11 protein-coding genes are annotated in these 16845 nt (G+C 65.8%); 3 read left to right on the top strand and 8 right to left on the bottom strand.

Going from position 1 to position 16845, the window contains the following annotated elements:
* Nucleotides 1-60: 60 nt before the first annotated feature.
* From accD to MESOP_RS02015, 3 genes are all read left to right on the top strand, one after another.
* Nucleotides 61-987 (top strand): acetyl-CoA carboxylase, carboxyltransferase subunit beta, encoded by a 927-nt coding sequence (accD, locus tag MESOP_RS02025; RefSeq protein WP_013891652.1) that lies wholly within the window; start codon nt 61-63, stop codon nt 985-987.
* Nucleotides 988-1106: 119 nt separating this feature from the next.
* Nucleotides 1107-2432: a bifunctional folylpolyglutamate synthase/dihydrofolate synthase gene (locus tag MESOP_RS02020; RefSeq protein WP_013891651.1), complete on the top strand. Its 1326-nt coding sequence runs from the start codon at nt 1107-1109 to the stop codon at nt 2430-2432.
* A 25-nt stretch (nt 2433-2457) separates the two neighbouring features.
* Complete coding sequence (locus MESOP_RS02015; RefSeq protein WP_013891650.1) at nt 2458-2877, top strand: VOC family protein; 420 nt, start codon at nt 2458-2460, stop codon at nt 2875-2877.
* Nucleotides 2878-2898: 21 nt separating this feature from the next.
* On the opposite strand, the gene MESOP_RS02010 is transcribed toward MESOP_RS02015, so the two are convergent.
* The 8 genes from MESOP_RS02010 to ahcY all read right to left on the bottom strand — a co-directional run bounded on the left by MESOP_RS02010 (nt 2899) and on the right by ahcY (nt 16741).
* Nucleotides 2899-3180 (bottom strand): cupin domain-containing protein, encoded by a 282-nt coding sequence (locus MESOP_RS02010; RefSeq protein ID WP_013891649.1) that lies wholly within the window; start codon nt 3178-3180, stop codon nt 2899-2901.
* A gap of 132 nt (nt 3181-3312) precedes the next feature.
* Nucleotides 3313-3636: a thioredoxin gene (trxA, locus tag MESOP_RS02005; protein ID WP_013891648.1), complete on the bottom strand. Its 324-nt coding sequence runs from the start codon at nt 3634-3636 to the stop codon at nt 3313-3315.
* A 75-nt stretch (nt 3637-3711) separates the two neighbouring features.
* A complete protein-coding gene (addA, locus tag MESOP_RS02000; RefSeq protein WP_013891647.1) occupies nt 3712-7212 on the bottom strand; it encodes a double-strand break repair helicase AddA in 3501 nt (1166 codons plus the stop codon).
* Nucleotides 7209-10343 (bottom strand): double-strand break repair protein AddB, encoded by a 3135-nt coding sequence (gene addB / locus MESOP_RS01995; protein WP_013891646.1) that lies wholly within the window; start codon nt 10341-10343, stop codon nt 7209-7211. Before addB ends, addA begins: the two co-directional genes overlap by 4 nt.
* The gene (locus tag MESOP_RS01990; protein ID WP_013891645.1) at nt 10340-11068 is read right to left on the bottom strand and encodes a nucleotidyltransferase family protein; all 729 of its coding nucleotides are present in this window, start codon (nt 11066-11068) and stop codon (nt 10340-10342) included. Before MESOP_RS01990 ends, addB begins: the two co-directional genes overlap by 4 nt.
* The gene (locus tag MESOP_RS01985) at nt 11065-12576 is read right to left on the bottom strand and encodes a bifunctional tRNA (adenosine(37)-N6)-threonylcarbamoyltransferase complex ATPase subunit type 1 TsaE/phosphotransferase (protein WP_013891644.1); all 1512 of its coding nucleotides are present in this window, start codon (nt 12574-12576) and stop codon (nt 11065-11067) included. The genes MESOP_RS01990 and MESOP_RS01985 overlap by 4 nt, the downstream gene beginning before the upstream one ends.
* A gap of 9 nt (nt 12577-12585) precedes the next feature.
* The gene (locus MESOP_RS01980; RefSeq protein ID WP_013891643.1) at nt 12586-15141 is read right to left on the bottom strand and encodes a sensor histidine kinase; all 2556 of its coding nucleotides are present in this window, start codon (nt 15139-15141) and stop codon (nt 12586-12588) included.
* Nucleotides 15142-15340: 199 nt separating this feature from the next.
* On the bottom strand, nt 15341-16741 hold the full coding sequence (gene ahcY, locus MESOP_RS01975) for an adenosylhomocysteinase (RefSeq protein ID WP_013891642.1): 1401 nt from the start codon (nt 16739-16741) through the stop codon (nt 15341-15343).
* Nucleotides 16742-16845 lie beyond the last annotated feature (104 nt).

The raw sequence follows: 16845 nt of genomic DNA, 5'->3' as shown, positions 1-16845 counted from the left end.
GTGCATGTCGTTCTCCCGCGTGGCCTGCACTAACTCTTCGTCAGGACAGGAGCCGAAGCGATGAACTGGATCACCAATTACGTTCGCCCGAAGATCAATTCGATGCTCGGCCGGCGTACCGACATGCCCGAGAATCTCTGGATCAAGGATCCCGAGACCGGTGAGATGGTGTTCCACAAGGACCTGGAATCCAACCAGTTCGTCATCCCGTCCTCCGGCCACCACATGAAGATCTCGGCCAAGGAGCGGCTGAAATACTTCCTCGACGACGGCAAGTACGAGCAGCTCGAAAACCCCAAGGTCGTGCAGGACCCGCTGAAGTTCCGCGACGAGAAGCGCTACACCGACCGGTTGAAGGACGCCAAGGCCAAGACCGGCCTGGAAGATGCGATCGTCAACGCGCTGGGCACCGTCGAGGGCCTGCCGGTGGTGGTGACGGTGCAGGACTTCGCCTTCATGGGCGGCTCGCTCGGCATGGCGGCGGGCGACGCCATCGTGCACGCTTTCGAGGTCGCCTTGCAGCGCAAGCGGCCGCTGATCCTGTTTGCCGCCTCCGGCGGCGCCCGCATGCAGGAAGGCATTTTGTCCCTCATGCAATTGCCGCGCACCACGGTCGGTGTCGACCGGCTGAAGGAAGCCGGCCTTCCCTACATCGTCGTGCTGACCAATCCGACCACCGGTGGTGTCACTGCTTCCTACGCCATGCTGGGCGACGTGCACATCGCCGAACCCGGCGCCCTGATCGGCTTTGCCGGGCCGCGCGTCATCGAACAGACCATCCGCGAGAAACTGCCGGACGGCTTCCAGCGCTCCGAATATCTGATGGAGCACGGCATGGTCGATATGGTGGTGTCGCGACTGGAACTGCGCCAGACCATCTCACGGCTGTTGAAGATGCTGCTCAAGATGCCGGAAGAGCAAAAGCCGCTACAGCCGGAAATCTTGCCGCCGGCGGTGGTCTCCGCCGAGGCACGGCCGCAGGCCTGACGCGACACGACACGCCGCGACCGTGATTGCACGAGGGCAGTCGCGCGCTGTAGCCTTTTGATTGCCATGGCCATTCCGGAATCGTTTCTGGTTCTCAGGCCATGCTCAGGGAATCTGTCATGACGACGCTCGCCGCCGACCGCGAAATCGAAGCCCTGATGGCGCTTCACCCGAAAGGCTTCGACCTTTCGCTCGACCGCATCACGCGGCTTTTGGAGCGGCTGGGCAACCCGCAGGATCTGCTGCCGCCGGTCATCCATATCGCCGGTACCAACGGCAAGGGCTCCTGCGCCGCCTTCGCGCGGGCGCTGCTTGAGGCTTCCGGCCGCCTCGTCCACGTCCACACCTCGCCGCATCTGGTCAGCTGGCACGAGCGCTACCGGCTTGCCGCCGAGGGTGGCGGCAGGCTGGTCGACGACGATATCTTCGCCGAAGCCATCGCCCGCGTCGCCAAGGCCAATGACGGCCAGAAGATCACCGTCTTCGAGATACTCACCGCCGTCACCTTCATCCTGTTTTCCGAACATCCGGCGGAAGCCGCCATCATCGAGGTCGGCCTCGGCGGCCGCTTCGACGCCACCAATGTCGTGGAGAGGCCCGCCGTGTCGGTGATCATGCCGGTGTCGATGGACCATGAGGCCTATCTCGGCGACCGGGTCGAGCTGATCGCCGCCGAAAAGGCCGGCATCATGAAGCGCGGTTGCCCCGTGGTCATCGGCTCGCAGGAAAGCGAGACAGCGCTGCAGGTGCTGATCGAAACCGCCGAGCGGCTGGAATGCCCGACCTTCGTCTACGGCCAGGATTTCCTCGCCTTCGAGGAAAACGGCCGCATGGTCTACCAGGACGAGGACGGGCTGATGGACCTGCCGCTGCCGCGCCTGCCCGGGCGCCACCAGGTCGCCAACGCGGCTGCGGCGATCGCCGCGGTCAAGGCAGCCGGCTTCGAGATCAGCCACCGCGCCGCCGAAAAGGCGATGACCAATGTCGCCTGGCCCGGCCGCATGCAGAAACTGGCGCAGGGCCGGCTGGCGGACCTGGCGCCAAGGGGCGCCGACATCTGGCTCGACGGCGGTCACAATCCGGGCGCCGGCGTGGTCGTTGCCGAGGCACTGGCCGAACAGGAAGAAAAGAACCCGCGTCCGCTGTTTCTCATCTCGGGCATGATCAACACCAAGGACCAGAGCGGCTATTTCCGTGCCTTCAAGGGCCTCGTCCGGCATGTCTACACCGTGCCGGTGAATACGAGCGATGCCGGCGTGCCGAATGACGAACTGGCGATCCGCGCCACGGAGGCCGGGTTGACGGCCGAGCCGATGAGTTCCGTCGCCAACGCCCTGATGCTGCTGCGCGACACCTGGGACGGCCCGCCGCCGCGTATCCTGATCGGCGGCTCGCTCTATTTGGCCGGCGCGGTGTTGGACGAGAACGGCACGCCACCGACCTGAGGCCATTCACTGCAAGGAGCCGGTCATGATCAAGGTCAAGCAGCTCGCCCATGTCTGCATCTTCGCGCATGACCTGGAAGCGACGCGAGCCTTTTATCGCGACGTGCTCGGCCTCGACACGCAGTTCAATTTCGTGCGCGACGGCAAGGTGTTCGGCTTCTATCTCAATTGCGGCGGCCGCAGCCATGTCGAGGTGTTCCAGAAGGATGGCACTGCATATAGCGAGCAGAACCAGATCAACCACTTCTGCCTTGAGGTGGAAAACATCGATGCGGCGATTGCCCATATCAAGTCGAAGGACATCGAGGTTACGGCCAAGAAACACGCCTGCGACAGCACCTACCAAGCCTGGATCCGCGATCCCAACGGGGTGAAGATCGAGCTGTTCGAATACACCGACGAAAGCGCGCAATTCGTCGGTGGCGACCGCATCGCCGACTGGTGATCGCTCAGCGGTGCGACCGGCTTATTTCAGCTCGACCTCGATAAACGCGTATTCGCCCTCATTGGCGTTGATGACGTCGTGTTCGACACCCTCCTTGCGGAAATAGGGCGAGCCCTTCTTCATTTCGGCGAAGGTCTCGCCATCCTTGGTCACCAGTTTCACCTTGCCGTCCATCAGCGGCACCACGACATAGTCGTGGCCATGGCGGTGCCAGCCGGTATTGTCGCCCGGCTGGAAGCGGTATTCGGTGACGATGACGCGCTCATTGTCGATGAAGACGGTGGCCCTGGCGGATCCGGTCATGACGTTCTCCCTCTATCTGCTGCCAACAGAAGACATGGAGTGCCCGGACGTGAGGGCCAGAGAAGCCCAGCGATGACGCCAACAAAAAGCCCGGCGCGAGGCCGGGCTTTTCAATCCGAATTTTTCCGGGGGTCAGGCGAGGCTGCCATTGATCCAGTGCGAGAGCGCGGTCTTGGGCGCGGCACCAACCTTCATGTCGGCCACTTCGCCGCCCTTGAAGATCATCAGCGTCGGGATCGAACGCACGCCGAACTGTGCGGCGAGTTCGGGGTTCTCGTCGATGTTCAGCTTGGCGATCTTCACCTTCGCGCCAAGTTCGGTGGCGATGTCTTCGAGCGCCGGGGCGATCATCTTGCAGGGACCGCACCATTCCGCCCAGAAATCGACGACGACCGGTACGTTGGCGTTAAGCACATCGGCCTGGAAATTGCTCTTGTCGACCTTGACCGTGGTCATGCGGAAAATCCTTTCGAAAGTTTTCGTCGCACCACATGTGGTGGTTCTCGCGCCCTTCTTCAAGCAGGTCTTGTGTCACGCTCCCGTGAGTCGGGCAAGGGCGTCATCCATGGCCCCGGCCGGCAGTTCGATCAGCCGTGGCGCTTCGGTGAACAGCAGGGCCGCCTTGACCTCGCGCCCGGGATAAAGCGGCTGCAGCAGGGCGCGATAAAGCGCGAGCTGCAGCAGATAGGCCGGCGGAACCTCGGCCAGACCGGCTGGCGCCGGCCGGTTGGTCTTGTAGTCGACGATCGAGACCGCGTCCGGGGTCACCGCCAGCCGGTCGATCTTGCCGGAAATCGAGCGGTTTTTTCCCCTTACCTCCAGGCTGCCCATGATCGCGACCTCCGCGCGCGAGGATGGCGCAAACAGCTGGCCGAGATAGGGGTCGGCTAGGATGGCGATGACCGAGGCCAGGGCTTTTTCGCGCTCTGCCGGCGGCCATTCCGCACCCGTTCGCGCGAGGTAGCGTGCCGCCGCGCCCTCCCGTTGGTCCTCGGCAATGCCGGGCAGCATTTGCAGCAATTTATGCAGCGCGAGCCCGCGCAGCACGGCAAATCCTGGCTCGGCATCGGCATCGAGCACCGGCGAAGCTTTGTCGACCACCGTTTCCTTGCCTTCTTCGATCAGCGCCGAGGCGCCGGATGGCGAGAGCGGCCGCGGCAGATCCTCGAAGGGCGGCAAGGGTCGAAACAGGTTCGTCGGCAACGGGCCGAAAGCGTCCGTTTGCCTCGCTTGCTCTGCCGTGGCGAGCGCCACTGGCGGCAGCTCGGTGACATGGAAACGATACACCGGCTCGCCGCCGGCAGGATGCGCACGCTGTTCGCTCTCCGGCGCCCCGATCAGCGCACGGCTGACGATCGAATGCCAGGTGCCGGTGTTCGGCGCCCGCTTGCCGTGATAGCCGCAGACGATCAGCCGGTCCTCGGCGCGGGTCATGCCGACATAGAGCAGCCGGCGGTATTCGTCGTCGGCGAGTTCGCGGGCTCGCGCCGCCGCCGCCTTCGAGAAGCCGTTCGCGACATCGCTGGCCGAACGCCAGAGATAACCCTTGCCGACCCAGCCCGAGCCGTCGAATGGCATCAGGCGTGGCAAATGCTGGTCGCTGAACGGGGCGGAGCCGCCGTCGACCAGGAACACGACAGGCGCTTCCAGGCCCTTGGCGGCATGCACGGTCATGACGCGGACCTCGTCGCGGGTCTGGTCCATCTCACGCTTGATCTCGGGCCCGGCGTTTTCCAGCGTCGACAGGAAGGCTTCCAGCCCGGGCAGGCCGGTTCGTTCCTCGGCAAGGCAGAAACTCAGGAACTCATCGAGGATGTCGCCGGCTTCCGGGCCGAGCCGCGCGATCATCTTGCGGCGCACGCCATCGCGGGCCAGAAGGCCGGCATAGAATTCGAACACCGGCTTGAAGGCGGCCTCATCGGTCCAGATGTCGAGTTGGGCGACGACTATCGCCAGCGCTTCGCTTTCGCCGGCATGCTGGCGCAGCGACGTGGCCAGCGACAGGCCGGGCGCTCGTTGCGCGGCGAGCGCAAAAAGCGTCTCCTCCGGCAGGTCGAAGATCGGGCTGCGCAGCACGGCGGCGAGCGACAAATCGTCCTGCGGCTGGATCAGCAGGCGGCCGAGCGCGATCAGGTCCTTGACCGCGATGTGGCCCGGCAGGCTCAGCCGGTCGGCGCCGGCGACCGGAATGTCACGGCGCTTGAGCGCCCGCGTCAGCGCGTGGACGAAGCTGTCGCGCTTGCGCACCAGCACCAGCACGTCGCCCGGCCGCAGCCGCTTGCCGCGGCCCTCGATGATCTCTCCGTTGCCGATCCAGCCGGCAATGGTCGTCGCCACATTCTCGGCAACCCGCACCGCCGGCGCATGGGCGTGGTCGATCGCCTGCGTCCAGTCGTCGGGCTCGTCGACGATATCGGCACCGATCGACGGCCACACCTCGACATAGCCCGGCGCGTCGGTGCGGATCGCCTTATGGCTCAGCGGGTCGGGATCGTGGCTGATGCCGCGCCGCACGACAGGATCGGCAAAGACGCGGTCGACGGCGGAAAGCACATCGTCGGTCGAGCGGAACGACCAGGTCAGCTTGAGGTCGGCGAAAGATGCCTCGGCGTCGCGCACCCTGCTTGAAAACAGCAGCCGGCTGTCGGCGAAGGAATCCGGGGCCGCGCCTTGGAAGGAATAGATCGACTGCTTCTCGTCGCCGACGGCGAAGACCGTGCGGTGGACACGGTCGCGGGCACCGAAGCCGGCGAAAAATTCTTCCGCCAGCCGCTTCACCACTTCCCATTGATCCGGGCTGGTGTCCTGCGCCTCGTCGAGCAGGATGTGATCGATGCCCTGGTCGAGCTTGTACTGCACCCAGGGGCCGGCATCTGGCCGCGCCAGGAGGTTGACTGTGCGGGTGATCAAATCGTTGAAGTCAAGAAAGCCGCGGCCGCGCTTCAAGACCTCGTAGCGGGCGATCAGCCAGTCGGCGATGGTCAGCGCGGCAGCCGTGCCTTCCAGCATCCGGAACAGCGCCAGCCGGTCGACGGTCTCGATGATGGCGCTGGATGCCGACAGGTAGCGGTCGGCCAGATCCGGCAGCCGGTCGGTCAGCGCTTTCTTGAAAGCCTTTGCCGGATCGTAGGGATCGCCATCGGTCTTGAGGAAGGCCCTTGCAAGCTGCTGCAGGCGGCGAACGGGATCGCTCTCGGCGAAGGCCCGGCGCGCATAGGGCAGGATGTTGTTGAGCACCGACCTGGCGTCGGTGGATTCGGCGGCCTGGGCAAAGCCGGTGAAATAGTCCGGCAGGAAGCCGGGCAACGGCCAGGCCGAGGCCGCTATGCCCTCGGCGGTCTGGCCAGGACGGAAATGGAATTCATCGAACAAGGGCTGGAAGCTGTCACGCCCGACCGCATCGAGGAAATAACGCAAGCCGTCGCGCTTGCGCACGATCTCGCCCAGCAAGGCATCGAGCCCGGCCTCGCCGCCGCGTTCCAGCACGGTGGCGAAGGCCTCGGTCAAATCCGCGTCACCGGCGGCCGAAATCATCTCCCGGCGCGCGGCGGCAAAGAGCGACGCTTCCATCTGGCTGTCCAGCATCTCGAAATGGGACGGGATGTTGGCTTCCAGCGGGAACTGGTGGAGCACGGATTCGCAGAAGGCGTGGATGGTCTGGATCTTCAGCCCGCCCGGCGTCTCCAGCGCCTCGGCGAACAGGCGCCGCGCGCGGCGCATGGTGTCGCGGTCGGGCCGGCGGCCTTCCAGCGCTTCGATCCTGGCGGCGAGATCCGCGTCACCAAGGGATGTCCATTCCGACAGCGTCGAGAACACCCGGTTCGACATGTTGGCGGCCGCGGCGCGCGTATAGGTCAGGCACAGGATCTTCGACGGATCGGTGCCGTTGAGCAGCAGCCGGATGACACGCTGGGCCAGCACATGGGTCTTGCCGGAGCCGGCATTGGCCGACACCCAGGCGGAGTTCTGGGGATCGGCCGCGCGGGCTTGGCTGGTCGCCGTGTCGCTCGGGATGGGATAGGCCTTCTTCATGCCTCCCCTCCCTCGTCACCGGCATCGCCGCCGGCCGACCATTCGAGCACGCGGGCGAGATGGTCGTAATCGCCATCGGTCTCGCCTTCGCGAAACGGCAGCGCCCGCGACAGATAGCCGGTCTTCGGGTCGGCATAATGGATCAGCAGCTTTTCCAGCCGTGCCCAGGCTTCTTCCGCCAGATCGGAAGCGGTTCGCGGCTGGCGATTGTGCTCGAGAATGGACTCTTCGAACACCTCGCCGTTCGGCTTCAGCCTGATGAAGGCCAGTTGCGAGGGCTCGCATGCGCCCAGATCCTTGAAGGCACCGCGCCTGAGCAGTGCGCCTTCGAGCGCCAGCTGCGGGGCCAGCAGCGTGTGTGCCTGTGCCTTGGAGGGCGAGGAGCCGGTCTTGTAGTCCAGTATGTCGGCCATGCCGCCGGCCAGCAGGTCGACGCGGTCGGCATAACCGGACAGCGTCACGCCGGACTGGCCGACGACGGTTTTTCCGGCGCGCTCCTCGGCATGCCGCCGTATCACCGCGTCGGCGCGGGTGCGTTCCCATTCGACGATGTTGGCGGCGAGTTTTTCGAAGCGCGGCCACCACACCGCCTCGACATCGGGCGGCAGGGCGGCCTCGGCAAAACAGGCGCGCCCGGCAGCGATAAGGCCGGCAAGCGCGTCTGGCGCGCGCGGGTCGGCCACGCTGGAGGAGAACAGGTGGAGAATGGCGTGGAACAGCGTGCCGCGCTCGGCCGCACCGGGATCGCGGATGAGCGGCTCAAGCGGCATCAGGCCGAGGATCCGCCTGGCATAGACGGCGTAGGGGTCGCGGCGCAGGGTCTCGATCTCGGTGACGGAGAAGTGCGTCGGGCGCACCGACAGCGGCGGCTTGGGCTGCGGCCGTGGTGCGAAATCTTGCTTAGGGCCGGTATCCAGCGCACGCGCCCAGGCGAGCAGCTCGTCGCCTCGCCGGCGCAGTGTTGCCGCCTGGTCGTTGCCGATGAAGGTCAGCAGCCGCTGCAGCCAGCGTGACGGGACCGCCGGTGCGTCGCCGGAACGCGCCGAGCGCGCCAACAGCACCTTCCCCGCGCCCATCGCCATCTGGAAATCATGAGCGGCAAGGCCGATGCGCCGTTCGGGCGGCTCGAGGTCGATGCCGGTCTTCATCAGCCGCGACATGAAGCGGTCGCTCTCGGGCTTGCGCGGCCACACGCCTTCGTTGAGCCCGCCGATGACCAGCGTGTCGACATCCTGCAGCCGTGCTTCCAGCGCGCCCCAGATGGCGATGTTCCGGTCGGTGCCTTGTGCCGGCTTGACCGTTTCGGGTGCGATCAGCGCATCCATCACGTCGGGCCACTCGTTCGCCGCGAACGACAGCGTTGCCGGAGCCGCGACCAGCCCGCGCAGCAATTCGGCGAGTTTTTCGCCGGCATCGCCGGCGTAGAGTTCGCCAAGCCCGCCATCGGCGGCACGGCCGAGAACCTCCAACGCCACCACGCTGGCTTCGACCAGCGCGGCAAGGTCGGCGGTCGCCTGGCCGCGAAACGCTGCAAGCGGCGCCAGCGCTCGGTTGAGACGTTCGAGCAAATCCCGCGCGCTTTCAATGGCGCGCACGGTCAGCCGCGCAACCCAGAAGGGCGGCCGGCTGCCTTCGTCGAAGCCAGTGAGGCGGGTTTCGAACAAGTCCGGCAGCGAAGCGATGTCGGGGCGGCCGGTGCCTCCGCGCAGCGCCACCAGTTCGACCAGTTCCGCCGCATGGCGCACGTCGGCTCTCCCCAGACCCAGACAGAGCAGCGGATGCTTGAGCAGGGACAAGAGACCGACCGGATCGCCTGGCCGGAACACCGCTTCGAGCGCCAGCCTGAGCAGGCTTGCCGCCGGGCTGTTGGCGAGCGGCGTGCCGCCGGAATCATCGGCGACGACGCCGAAGCGCTTGAGTTCGACCGAGACGCGTCGCGCCAGCGCACGGTCGCCGGTGACGAGAGCAGCCCTTTGGCCCGGTTCTTCGACCGCTCGCTTGAGCGCGACGGCGATGGCGACGGCCTCGTCGCGCTCGCTGGCGGCTTCGAGCAGCGTCACGTCGGCGAAGGCAGCGGCAATGTCCGGCGCGGAAAATGCGTTACGCGTCTCGGCCCACAATTCGGTGGTTTCGGCCGGCCGCAGCGCCTCGCCGACAAGGGCCGCGCGGAGCGCCAGCCGGGGTTCGGCCACGCCGATCTCCTCGACATCGCCGCGCAGCACGCCGATCTTGCCGATCAGCCTGGCCAGGCCGTATTGCGGATGGCCGAGCACGGCCGGCCGCGCGCCGGGTGCGACAAGCGCCTGGAAGGACGCTTCGTCCAAAGTCCGGTCGAGCCCGGGCAGCACGATGGCGCCGCCGGGCAAGCGGGCAATCGCGGCAAGCAGTTCAGCCGTCGCGGGTATCGAGCCGGTCGACCCGGCGGCGATCACCGGCCCGGCGGGCGGATTGCGCCGCAGCCGCGCGGCTTCAGCCCTAATCAGCGCGCTGCGATGCGCGGCCGGATTGGACCGGTCTTGCTCTTCGAGGAATTTCGGCCAGGCATCGGTGACGATGCCGAGGAACTCAAGCGTCACCTGCCACCATCCGGCAAGATTGCCGGTCACCAGGCCTTCAAGCTTCGCCCAGTCCGTGCCTTCCGTCTCGATCTCGTCCATCAGCCCCGCGAGATCGCGCGCCAGCCAGATCGCGTCGGCGGTCGAGGCCGGGATGACGATCTCCTCGGCGAAGAGTTTGGCCACATGGGCCGGCAGCCGGCGTTTCCAGGCGCGCACCAGCGGCGTCAGCAGCAACAGGCGTTCGGTCGCCCCGATCGGTGGCGCAAGATCGATTGCCGCCGACGGCTCTGCCTCGAAAGCGGCTTCGTCCTCGTCGAATTCCCCGAGCGGCCGGATGACGGGCAGGATCGCCGAACCGCCGCCGCCACGCGCCTTCAGGCTGTCGACGAAGACGCCGCGCAAGGCCCGCGCCGCGCGGCGCGTCGGCACATAGATGGTGACGTCGGCCAAAGCGAGCGGATCGCCGTCGAAGCGAAAGCCTGGAACCAGTCGGCCGGCAAGCAGCGCCTCGGCCAGCGTCGGCAGAAACGGCGCTCCGGAGGGAATGGAGAAAACGCGGCTTGGGCCGCTCATTGCGACTCGTATAGCGCGCCGGCGACTGCCGCTTCGGCGAGCGGGATGGCATCGGGCGTGCCGACGGTGATCCAGTGGCCGTGCATCGGCATGCCGTACAGGCGGCCGGCTGCAATGGCTTTGTCGAAATAGGCGTTGAGCGAATGCGGTTCGGCGGATGCGTCCGCGAACAGGCGCGGATGGATGATCGCCGCGCCGGCATAGATCAGGCCCGCCGGGTCTCCATTCGAACGCCGCAAGGCGCCGTCCGGCGCCACCAGGAAATCGGTGGAGCCGCAATGTCCGGTCGCCTGATGGAGATCCGCCAGCATCAGCAGAATATCCATTTTCGCTGCGTTCCATGCAAGGGCGAGGCGGCCGAGATTGAGCGGACCATGGTCGATCCAGAACGTGTCGGCGTTGAGGATGTAGAAGGGTTGCGCACCCAGTTCCGGCAGCGCCTTGACGATTCCGCCCGCGGAATCGAGCAGTCGCTCGCTTTCATCGGAAATGATGACGCGCGGCACATGGCGCTGGGCGACATGGGAGACGATCTGTTCGGGGAGATAGTGGACGTTGACCACGGCCTTGCCGACACCGGCGGCGGCCAGGCTGTCGAGACCCCAGTCGAGCAAGGTCTTGCCGGCGACCCGGACCAGCGGCTTGGGGATGGTGTCGGTGATCGGCCGCATGCGCTTGCCGAGCCCGGCGGCGAGTACAATGGCTGTGTCTGGTCTCGCTGTCACAGCGCACGTTCCTCCAGCAGCCCGTGCGCATCGTAGAACTCCCGCAGGCTGCCGAGCGCGGGGTGGGACAGCGCCCGGCGCAGATAGTCGCGGATGCGCGGCAGGTGCTTCAGATAATAGGGTTTGCCGTCGCGCTTTTCGAGCCGCACGAAAATGCCGAGGATCTTGGAATTGCGCTGCGCGGCCATGATTGCATAGGATTCCAGGAAACTCGCCTCGTCGAAGGCGCCCGCCTTATGGCGCGCCGCGATATAGGCATCGAGTGTCCGTCTCTCGATCCCGGGCGATATGGTGACGCGGGCATCCATGGCAAGCGACGCCAGATCATAGGCTGAAGGCCCGATCAGCGCATCCTGGAAATCGACGATGCCCAGCCGGTCATGGCCGGAGCGGTCGCCGCGCCAGATGATGTTGGGCGAATGGAAGTCGCGCAGCATCAGCGTGTATTCACTGGCCCGCAGCCGGTCGAAAAGCGCGTTCCACTCCCTGGTATAGCCGGCGCGCAAATCGTCGCTTGGCGGACCGCCCGATATCGCCGGCACGTACCAGTCGACCAGCAGGTCGGCCTCGATCATCATCGCGGCGCGGTCGAATGGCGGTACGGTATGGAACCTGCCCGGCCCGGCTTCGAGGCGACGCGGCCAGGTCTTGCCATGCATCATGGCCAGCAGTTCGGCGGCCGCCGCGTAGCGCTCCGCCAGCGGCTCGCCATCCCCGCCGAGAAACCCTTCCGAGCCGAGATGTTCGATGAGCAGGAATCCCTGCTCCTGGTCCTCGGCATGGATATCGGGAACGCTGACGCCGCCGGCCTTCAAGGCATGGTCGATGGCGACGAAGGCCGACACCGACTGGGCGGTGTGGGCAATCACCGCATAGGGCTTGCCGTCGCGCACCGGCGGGCCGAGCACCAATCGTGGCGAGTTCATCAGCACCCGCGGCTCCCGGCCGGCAAGCGACACGACCTCATAGGAGCGGGCAGAGGCATCGCCGATGAAATGGCGACGTTGTGCCTCGCCCCAGCCGACGCTTTCCAGAAAATCGCGCATGGCCAGCGACCGTGCGGCGCGGTCGAAGGTTGCCCCTTGCCCCGACAATCGTGCCTGCCGCCCTTCGCCATGCTGCACAAGCTCGATCAACAGCGATGCCTTCGGCAGATAACCCTCGGCCCGTTCAGGCCATTCGACCAGGGCCGCTCCTTGCGTCAGCGCTTCGTCGAAACCGAGTTCGTCGAGTTCGGCCGCCGAGGACAGGCGGTAGAGATCGAAATGATGGACCGGAATGCGCGTGTCGTAGCTTTGCACCAGGGTGAAGGTCGGGCTCGGCACGTCGAGACCGGCATCGTCCGCCAGCGTCCGGATCAGGGCCCGCGCCAGCGTCGACTTGCCGGCGCCGAGGTCGCCCTTGAGCGCCAGCACGTCACCCGCGCGCAGCGCCAGCGCCAGGTCCTCGCCCAACCGCGCCGTCTCTGTCTCGTCAGCGAGCAAACGCTCCAGCACCAGGGCCGTCATCGAAGCGCGCTACTCGGCCGCGGCGCGGATGCCGGGCATGTCGGGGAAAGTGCAGATGACGGTCGTGCCCTTGTCCTTGCCGGTTTCGATGCGGACGCCGCCGCCATGCAGCTCGACGAAGCTCTTGACGATCGACAGGCCGAGGCCGGCGCCACGCCGGCGGCCGCCATTGGCGCGCGGCTCGAAGCGGCGGAACACCGAATCGAGCACATCGGGCGGCATGCCGGGCCCATCGTCATGAACCGAGAATTCCACGCCGTCCGCCAGATGGCGGCAGGCGAGCCGGATGGTGCTGGCTTCCGGCGCGTAGTTGGCGGCGTTGCTGAGCAGATTGTAGAGGATCTGGCGGATGCGGGTCTCGTCGCCGTGGAACGTCTTGGGCGCAGCCTTGGCATCGACCTCGAGCCGGATCGAATGTTCCTGCAACCGGTCGGCAACCAGTTCGGCGGCCGCCGCGATGGTGCGGTCGACATGCACCTCGGAAATGTCGAGCTGCATGATGCCGGCATCCACCGTCGCGAGGTCCAGTATGTCGTTGACGATGGTCAGCAGCACCGAGGACGAAGAACCGACATGCTCGACATATTCGCGCTGCTTCTGCGTCAAGGGCCCGGTCGTCGGTAGCGAGAGCAATTCGGTGAAGCCGATGATATTGGTCAGCGGCGAACGCAGCTCGTAGGATACGTGCTGGACGAAGTCGTTCTTGAGCTGGTCGGACTTTTCCAGCGCCTCGTTCTTGTCCTTCAGCGCGCGTTCGACACGGACGCCGTCGGTGACGTCGACGAAAGTCATCATCACCTGCCCGTTGGGCAACGGGATCATGGCGTAGCGCAGCACGGTGCCGTTGTTGAGTTCGGTCTGGCCGTGGCGGTCGCGGCGTTCGTCGTCGAAGCCGGTGATGGCGGCGACGAAGCTGGGCCAGGGGCTGTCCACCGCTTGCCGGTCGCAAAGGTCACGTATGGTGGAGACGTGCACATTCGGCTTGGTCGCTTCGGCATCCAGCCCCCACAGCGTTGCGAAGGCCGGATTCGACAGCCGAAGCTTGCCATCGGGACCGAACACGGCCACGCCCTCGGCGAGATTGTCGAGCGTTTCGCCCTGGACACGCACGGCTGTCCGGTAGCGACTTTCGAGATCCATTTTCTCGGTCAGGTTCTCGAACACCCAGGTGACGCCGCCCTTGGGTTGCGGGTTGGCGACGACGCGGATGGTCTTGCCATCCGGCAGGTGCCACCAGTGCTCCTGCGATTCGACCGCGCGGTAGGCGCCCAGCAGGCCTTCCTTCCAGCGGCGCCATTCGGGCTGCTCGGCGATCTTGCCTTCGCTGCGCAGCCGGTCGAGCAAAAGAGCGTTGTCGGGCGCGCTGTGCAGGAAGCCACTGTCCAGCCCCCACAGTTTCTGGAAGGCCTGGTTGAAGAAGCGCAGTTTCTCGTCGGTGTCGAAGATGGCGACCGCGGTGTTGAGCTGGTCGAGCGTGTCGGCGTGGCTTCGCACGGTGCGTTCATACTCGCCGCGAATGGACTCGATGGCGCTGGTGTCGCAGGCAAGGCCGGCCGAACCGTCGGCGCTGGCGAAGTCGGTCACCGCGAACACCCGGCGGTCGCCTTCGATCACCGTGGAGAGCGACTGCTCGAAAACCGGATGCAGTTTGTGCTGGGCCTCGATCGCCTCGCGCGCCTGGCCGCCGAGGAATTCCTTGGCGTCGCGCACGGCGGCTTCCGCACTCTCGGCTTCGACCGCGTCGGCATAGGCGCGGTTGACCCATTTCAGGCGCCCATGCTCGTCGCGCAGCCACGCCGGCATTTTCAACGCTTCGAGCAGGCCGATCATCGTGTCGTGGTCGGCGGCCAGCCGGTGGTTCTCGATCTTCAGCCGCGCCTGGCTGCGCTGTGTTTCGGAAAGCGACACAAACCGCACCAGCACATGCGCTGCGCTCTTGCGGCCATGCACTTCGAGCGGGGCACCCGCCTGCGATTCGATGACGAGGTCGAAGGGCCTGGCCTTTTCGCGCAACGCGGCAATGGCATGTTCGAGCGCCGCCGCCGAGCGCGGCATCAGCCAGCGGCCGAAGGCGAGGAACGCCGCCCGTTCCTCCGGTGCGCCGCTTTCGACCGGCAATATGCCGACGAGCTCGGGTTTCTTGTTTTCCGAGGCCCAGACGATCACGCGCTGGTCGCGCAGATTGAGCAGCGCCTCCGAACGGCGCAGCGCCGCGTTGACGTCGGCGACGCGGCTTCTCAGTTCGACATTCTCCGCCGAGGTGCGCGCGCGCTCGCGGATCAGGACGATAGCCGACAGAAATGCCGTGCCTGTCACGCCGACGAACACGGCAAGCTGCATGACCTCGATCGTGCTGATCGAAAGACCGGCCGTCGATACACCGGCAGCTTGGGCACGCGCCGCCGCGCCAAACAGCGGGCCGGCAAGCATGGAGCCGGCAAGCAGCAGCCCCGCGCGGCCACGCCATGAAAGACGCTCGCGCCGGGTTGCGGAGCCAGTGGTCCCCGAATCGTCATGGCCGCCGGAAACGGCCTGTCCCGCTCCGTGCGGGTATTGCCCCGGCATGTCTTGGTCCTCTCCGCCGACTGAATGCAAGACCGCCCTGATACGCGCCTCTCTTGATCCCCTCTCGGGCCGGAAGCGTCGCGAATCACCTGACAATAAACCCTCGCCGAATCGCCGTGAAGGCTGATCGCGCGCAAAAATAAAGCCGGGCGAAAGTCAATCGCCCGGCGTCAATATCTGGTAGTAAATTTAGCTTTGGTTAATAGCGGTAGTGTTCCGGCTTGAAAGGACCCTGCGGCGTGACGCCGATATAGGCGGCTTGTTCGCCCGACAGTTCGGTCAGGCGGGCGCCGAGCTTGTCGAGATGCAGGCGCGCGACCTTCTCGTCGAGGTGCTTGGGCAGGACATAGACCTGGTTCTGGTACTGCTCGCCCTTGGTGAACAGCTCGATCTGCGCCAGCACCTGGTTGGTGAAGGATGCCGACATGACGAAGCTCGGATGGCCGGTCGCGTTGCCGAGATTGAGCAGGCGGCCTTCCGACAGAAGGATCATCCGCTTGCCGTCCGGGAAAGTGATCATGTCGACCTGCGGCTTGACGTTGGTCCACTTCAGGTTGCGCAGCGACGCCACCTGGATCTCGTTGTCGAAATGGCCGATGTTGCCGACGATCACCATGTCCTTCATCGAGCGCATGTGGTCGAGGGTGACGACATCCTTGTTGCCGGTGGTGGTGATGACGATGTCGGCGGTTGGCGCCGCGTCTTCGAGCGTGACGACTTCAAAGCCGTCCATCGCCGCCTGCAGTGCGCAGATCGGATCGACCTCGGTGACCTTGACGCGGGCGCCGGCGCCCTTGAGCGAGGCCGACGAGCCCTTGCCGACGTCGCCATAGCCGCAGACGACCGCGACCTTGCCGGCCATCATCGTGTCGGTGCCGCGGCGGATACCGTCGACCAGCGATTCCTTGCAGCCATACTTGTTGTCGAACTTCGACTTGGTGACCGAGTCGTTGACGTTGATGGCCGGGAAGGGCAGCAGGCCCTTCTTCTGCAACTGGTAGAGCCGGTTGACGCCGGTGGTCGTCTCTTCGGTGACGCCGCGGATCGCCGCCTTCTGCTTGGTGAAGAAGCCGGGCGAGGCCTTCAGGCGCTTCTTGATCTGCGCGTAGAAATATTCCTCTTCCTCGCTCTGCGGGTTGGACAGCACGTCCTCGCCGGCTTCGGCGCGGGCGCCGATCAGGATGTACATGGTGGCGTCGCCGCCATCATCGAGGATCATGTTGGAGAGGCCGCCATCGGTCCACTGGAAGACCCGGTCGGTGTAGTCCCAGTACTGCTCCAGGCTCTCGCCCTTGACGGCGAACACCGGAATGCCGGCTTCGGCGATGGCCGCGGCCGCGTGGTCCTGGGTCGAGAAGATGTTGCAGGACGCCCAGCGGATATCGGCGCCGAGCGCCTTCAGCGTCTCGATCAGCACCGCGGTCTGGATGGTCATGTGCAGCGAGCCGGTGATGCGCGCGCCCTTGAGCGGCTTCTTGGCGCCGAATTCCTCGCGGCAGGCCATCAGGCCCGGCATTTCGGTTTCGGCGATATCCAGTTCCTTGCGGCCCCAGCCGGCAAGCGAGATGTCGGCGACCACATAGTCCTTGCTACCCGTCATGGCAGTGCTCCGTGCGAAGTGTTGTGCGTGCGAATTGGTTGCGGATGCGCCCGCGTTGGTTGGCGCGTGGAAGGGCGCGAATTGCCGGCCTGACTAGCAGATCG

This window comes from Mesorhizobium opportunistum WSM2075 (genome assembly GCF_000176035.2).
Lineage (GTDB): Bacteria > Pseudomonadota > Alphaproteobacteria > Rhizobiales > Rhizobiaceae > Mesorhizobium > Mesorhizobium opportunistum.
Note: the sequence above shows the minus strand (reverse complement) of the source record. Positions and strands in the feature narration are given on the sequence as shown.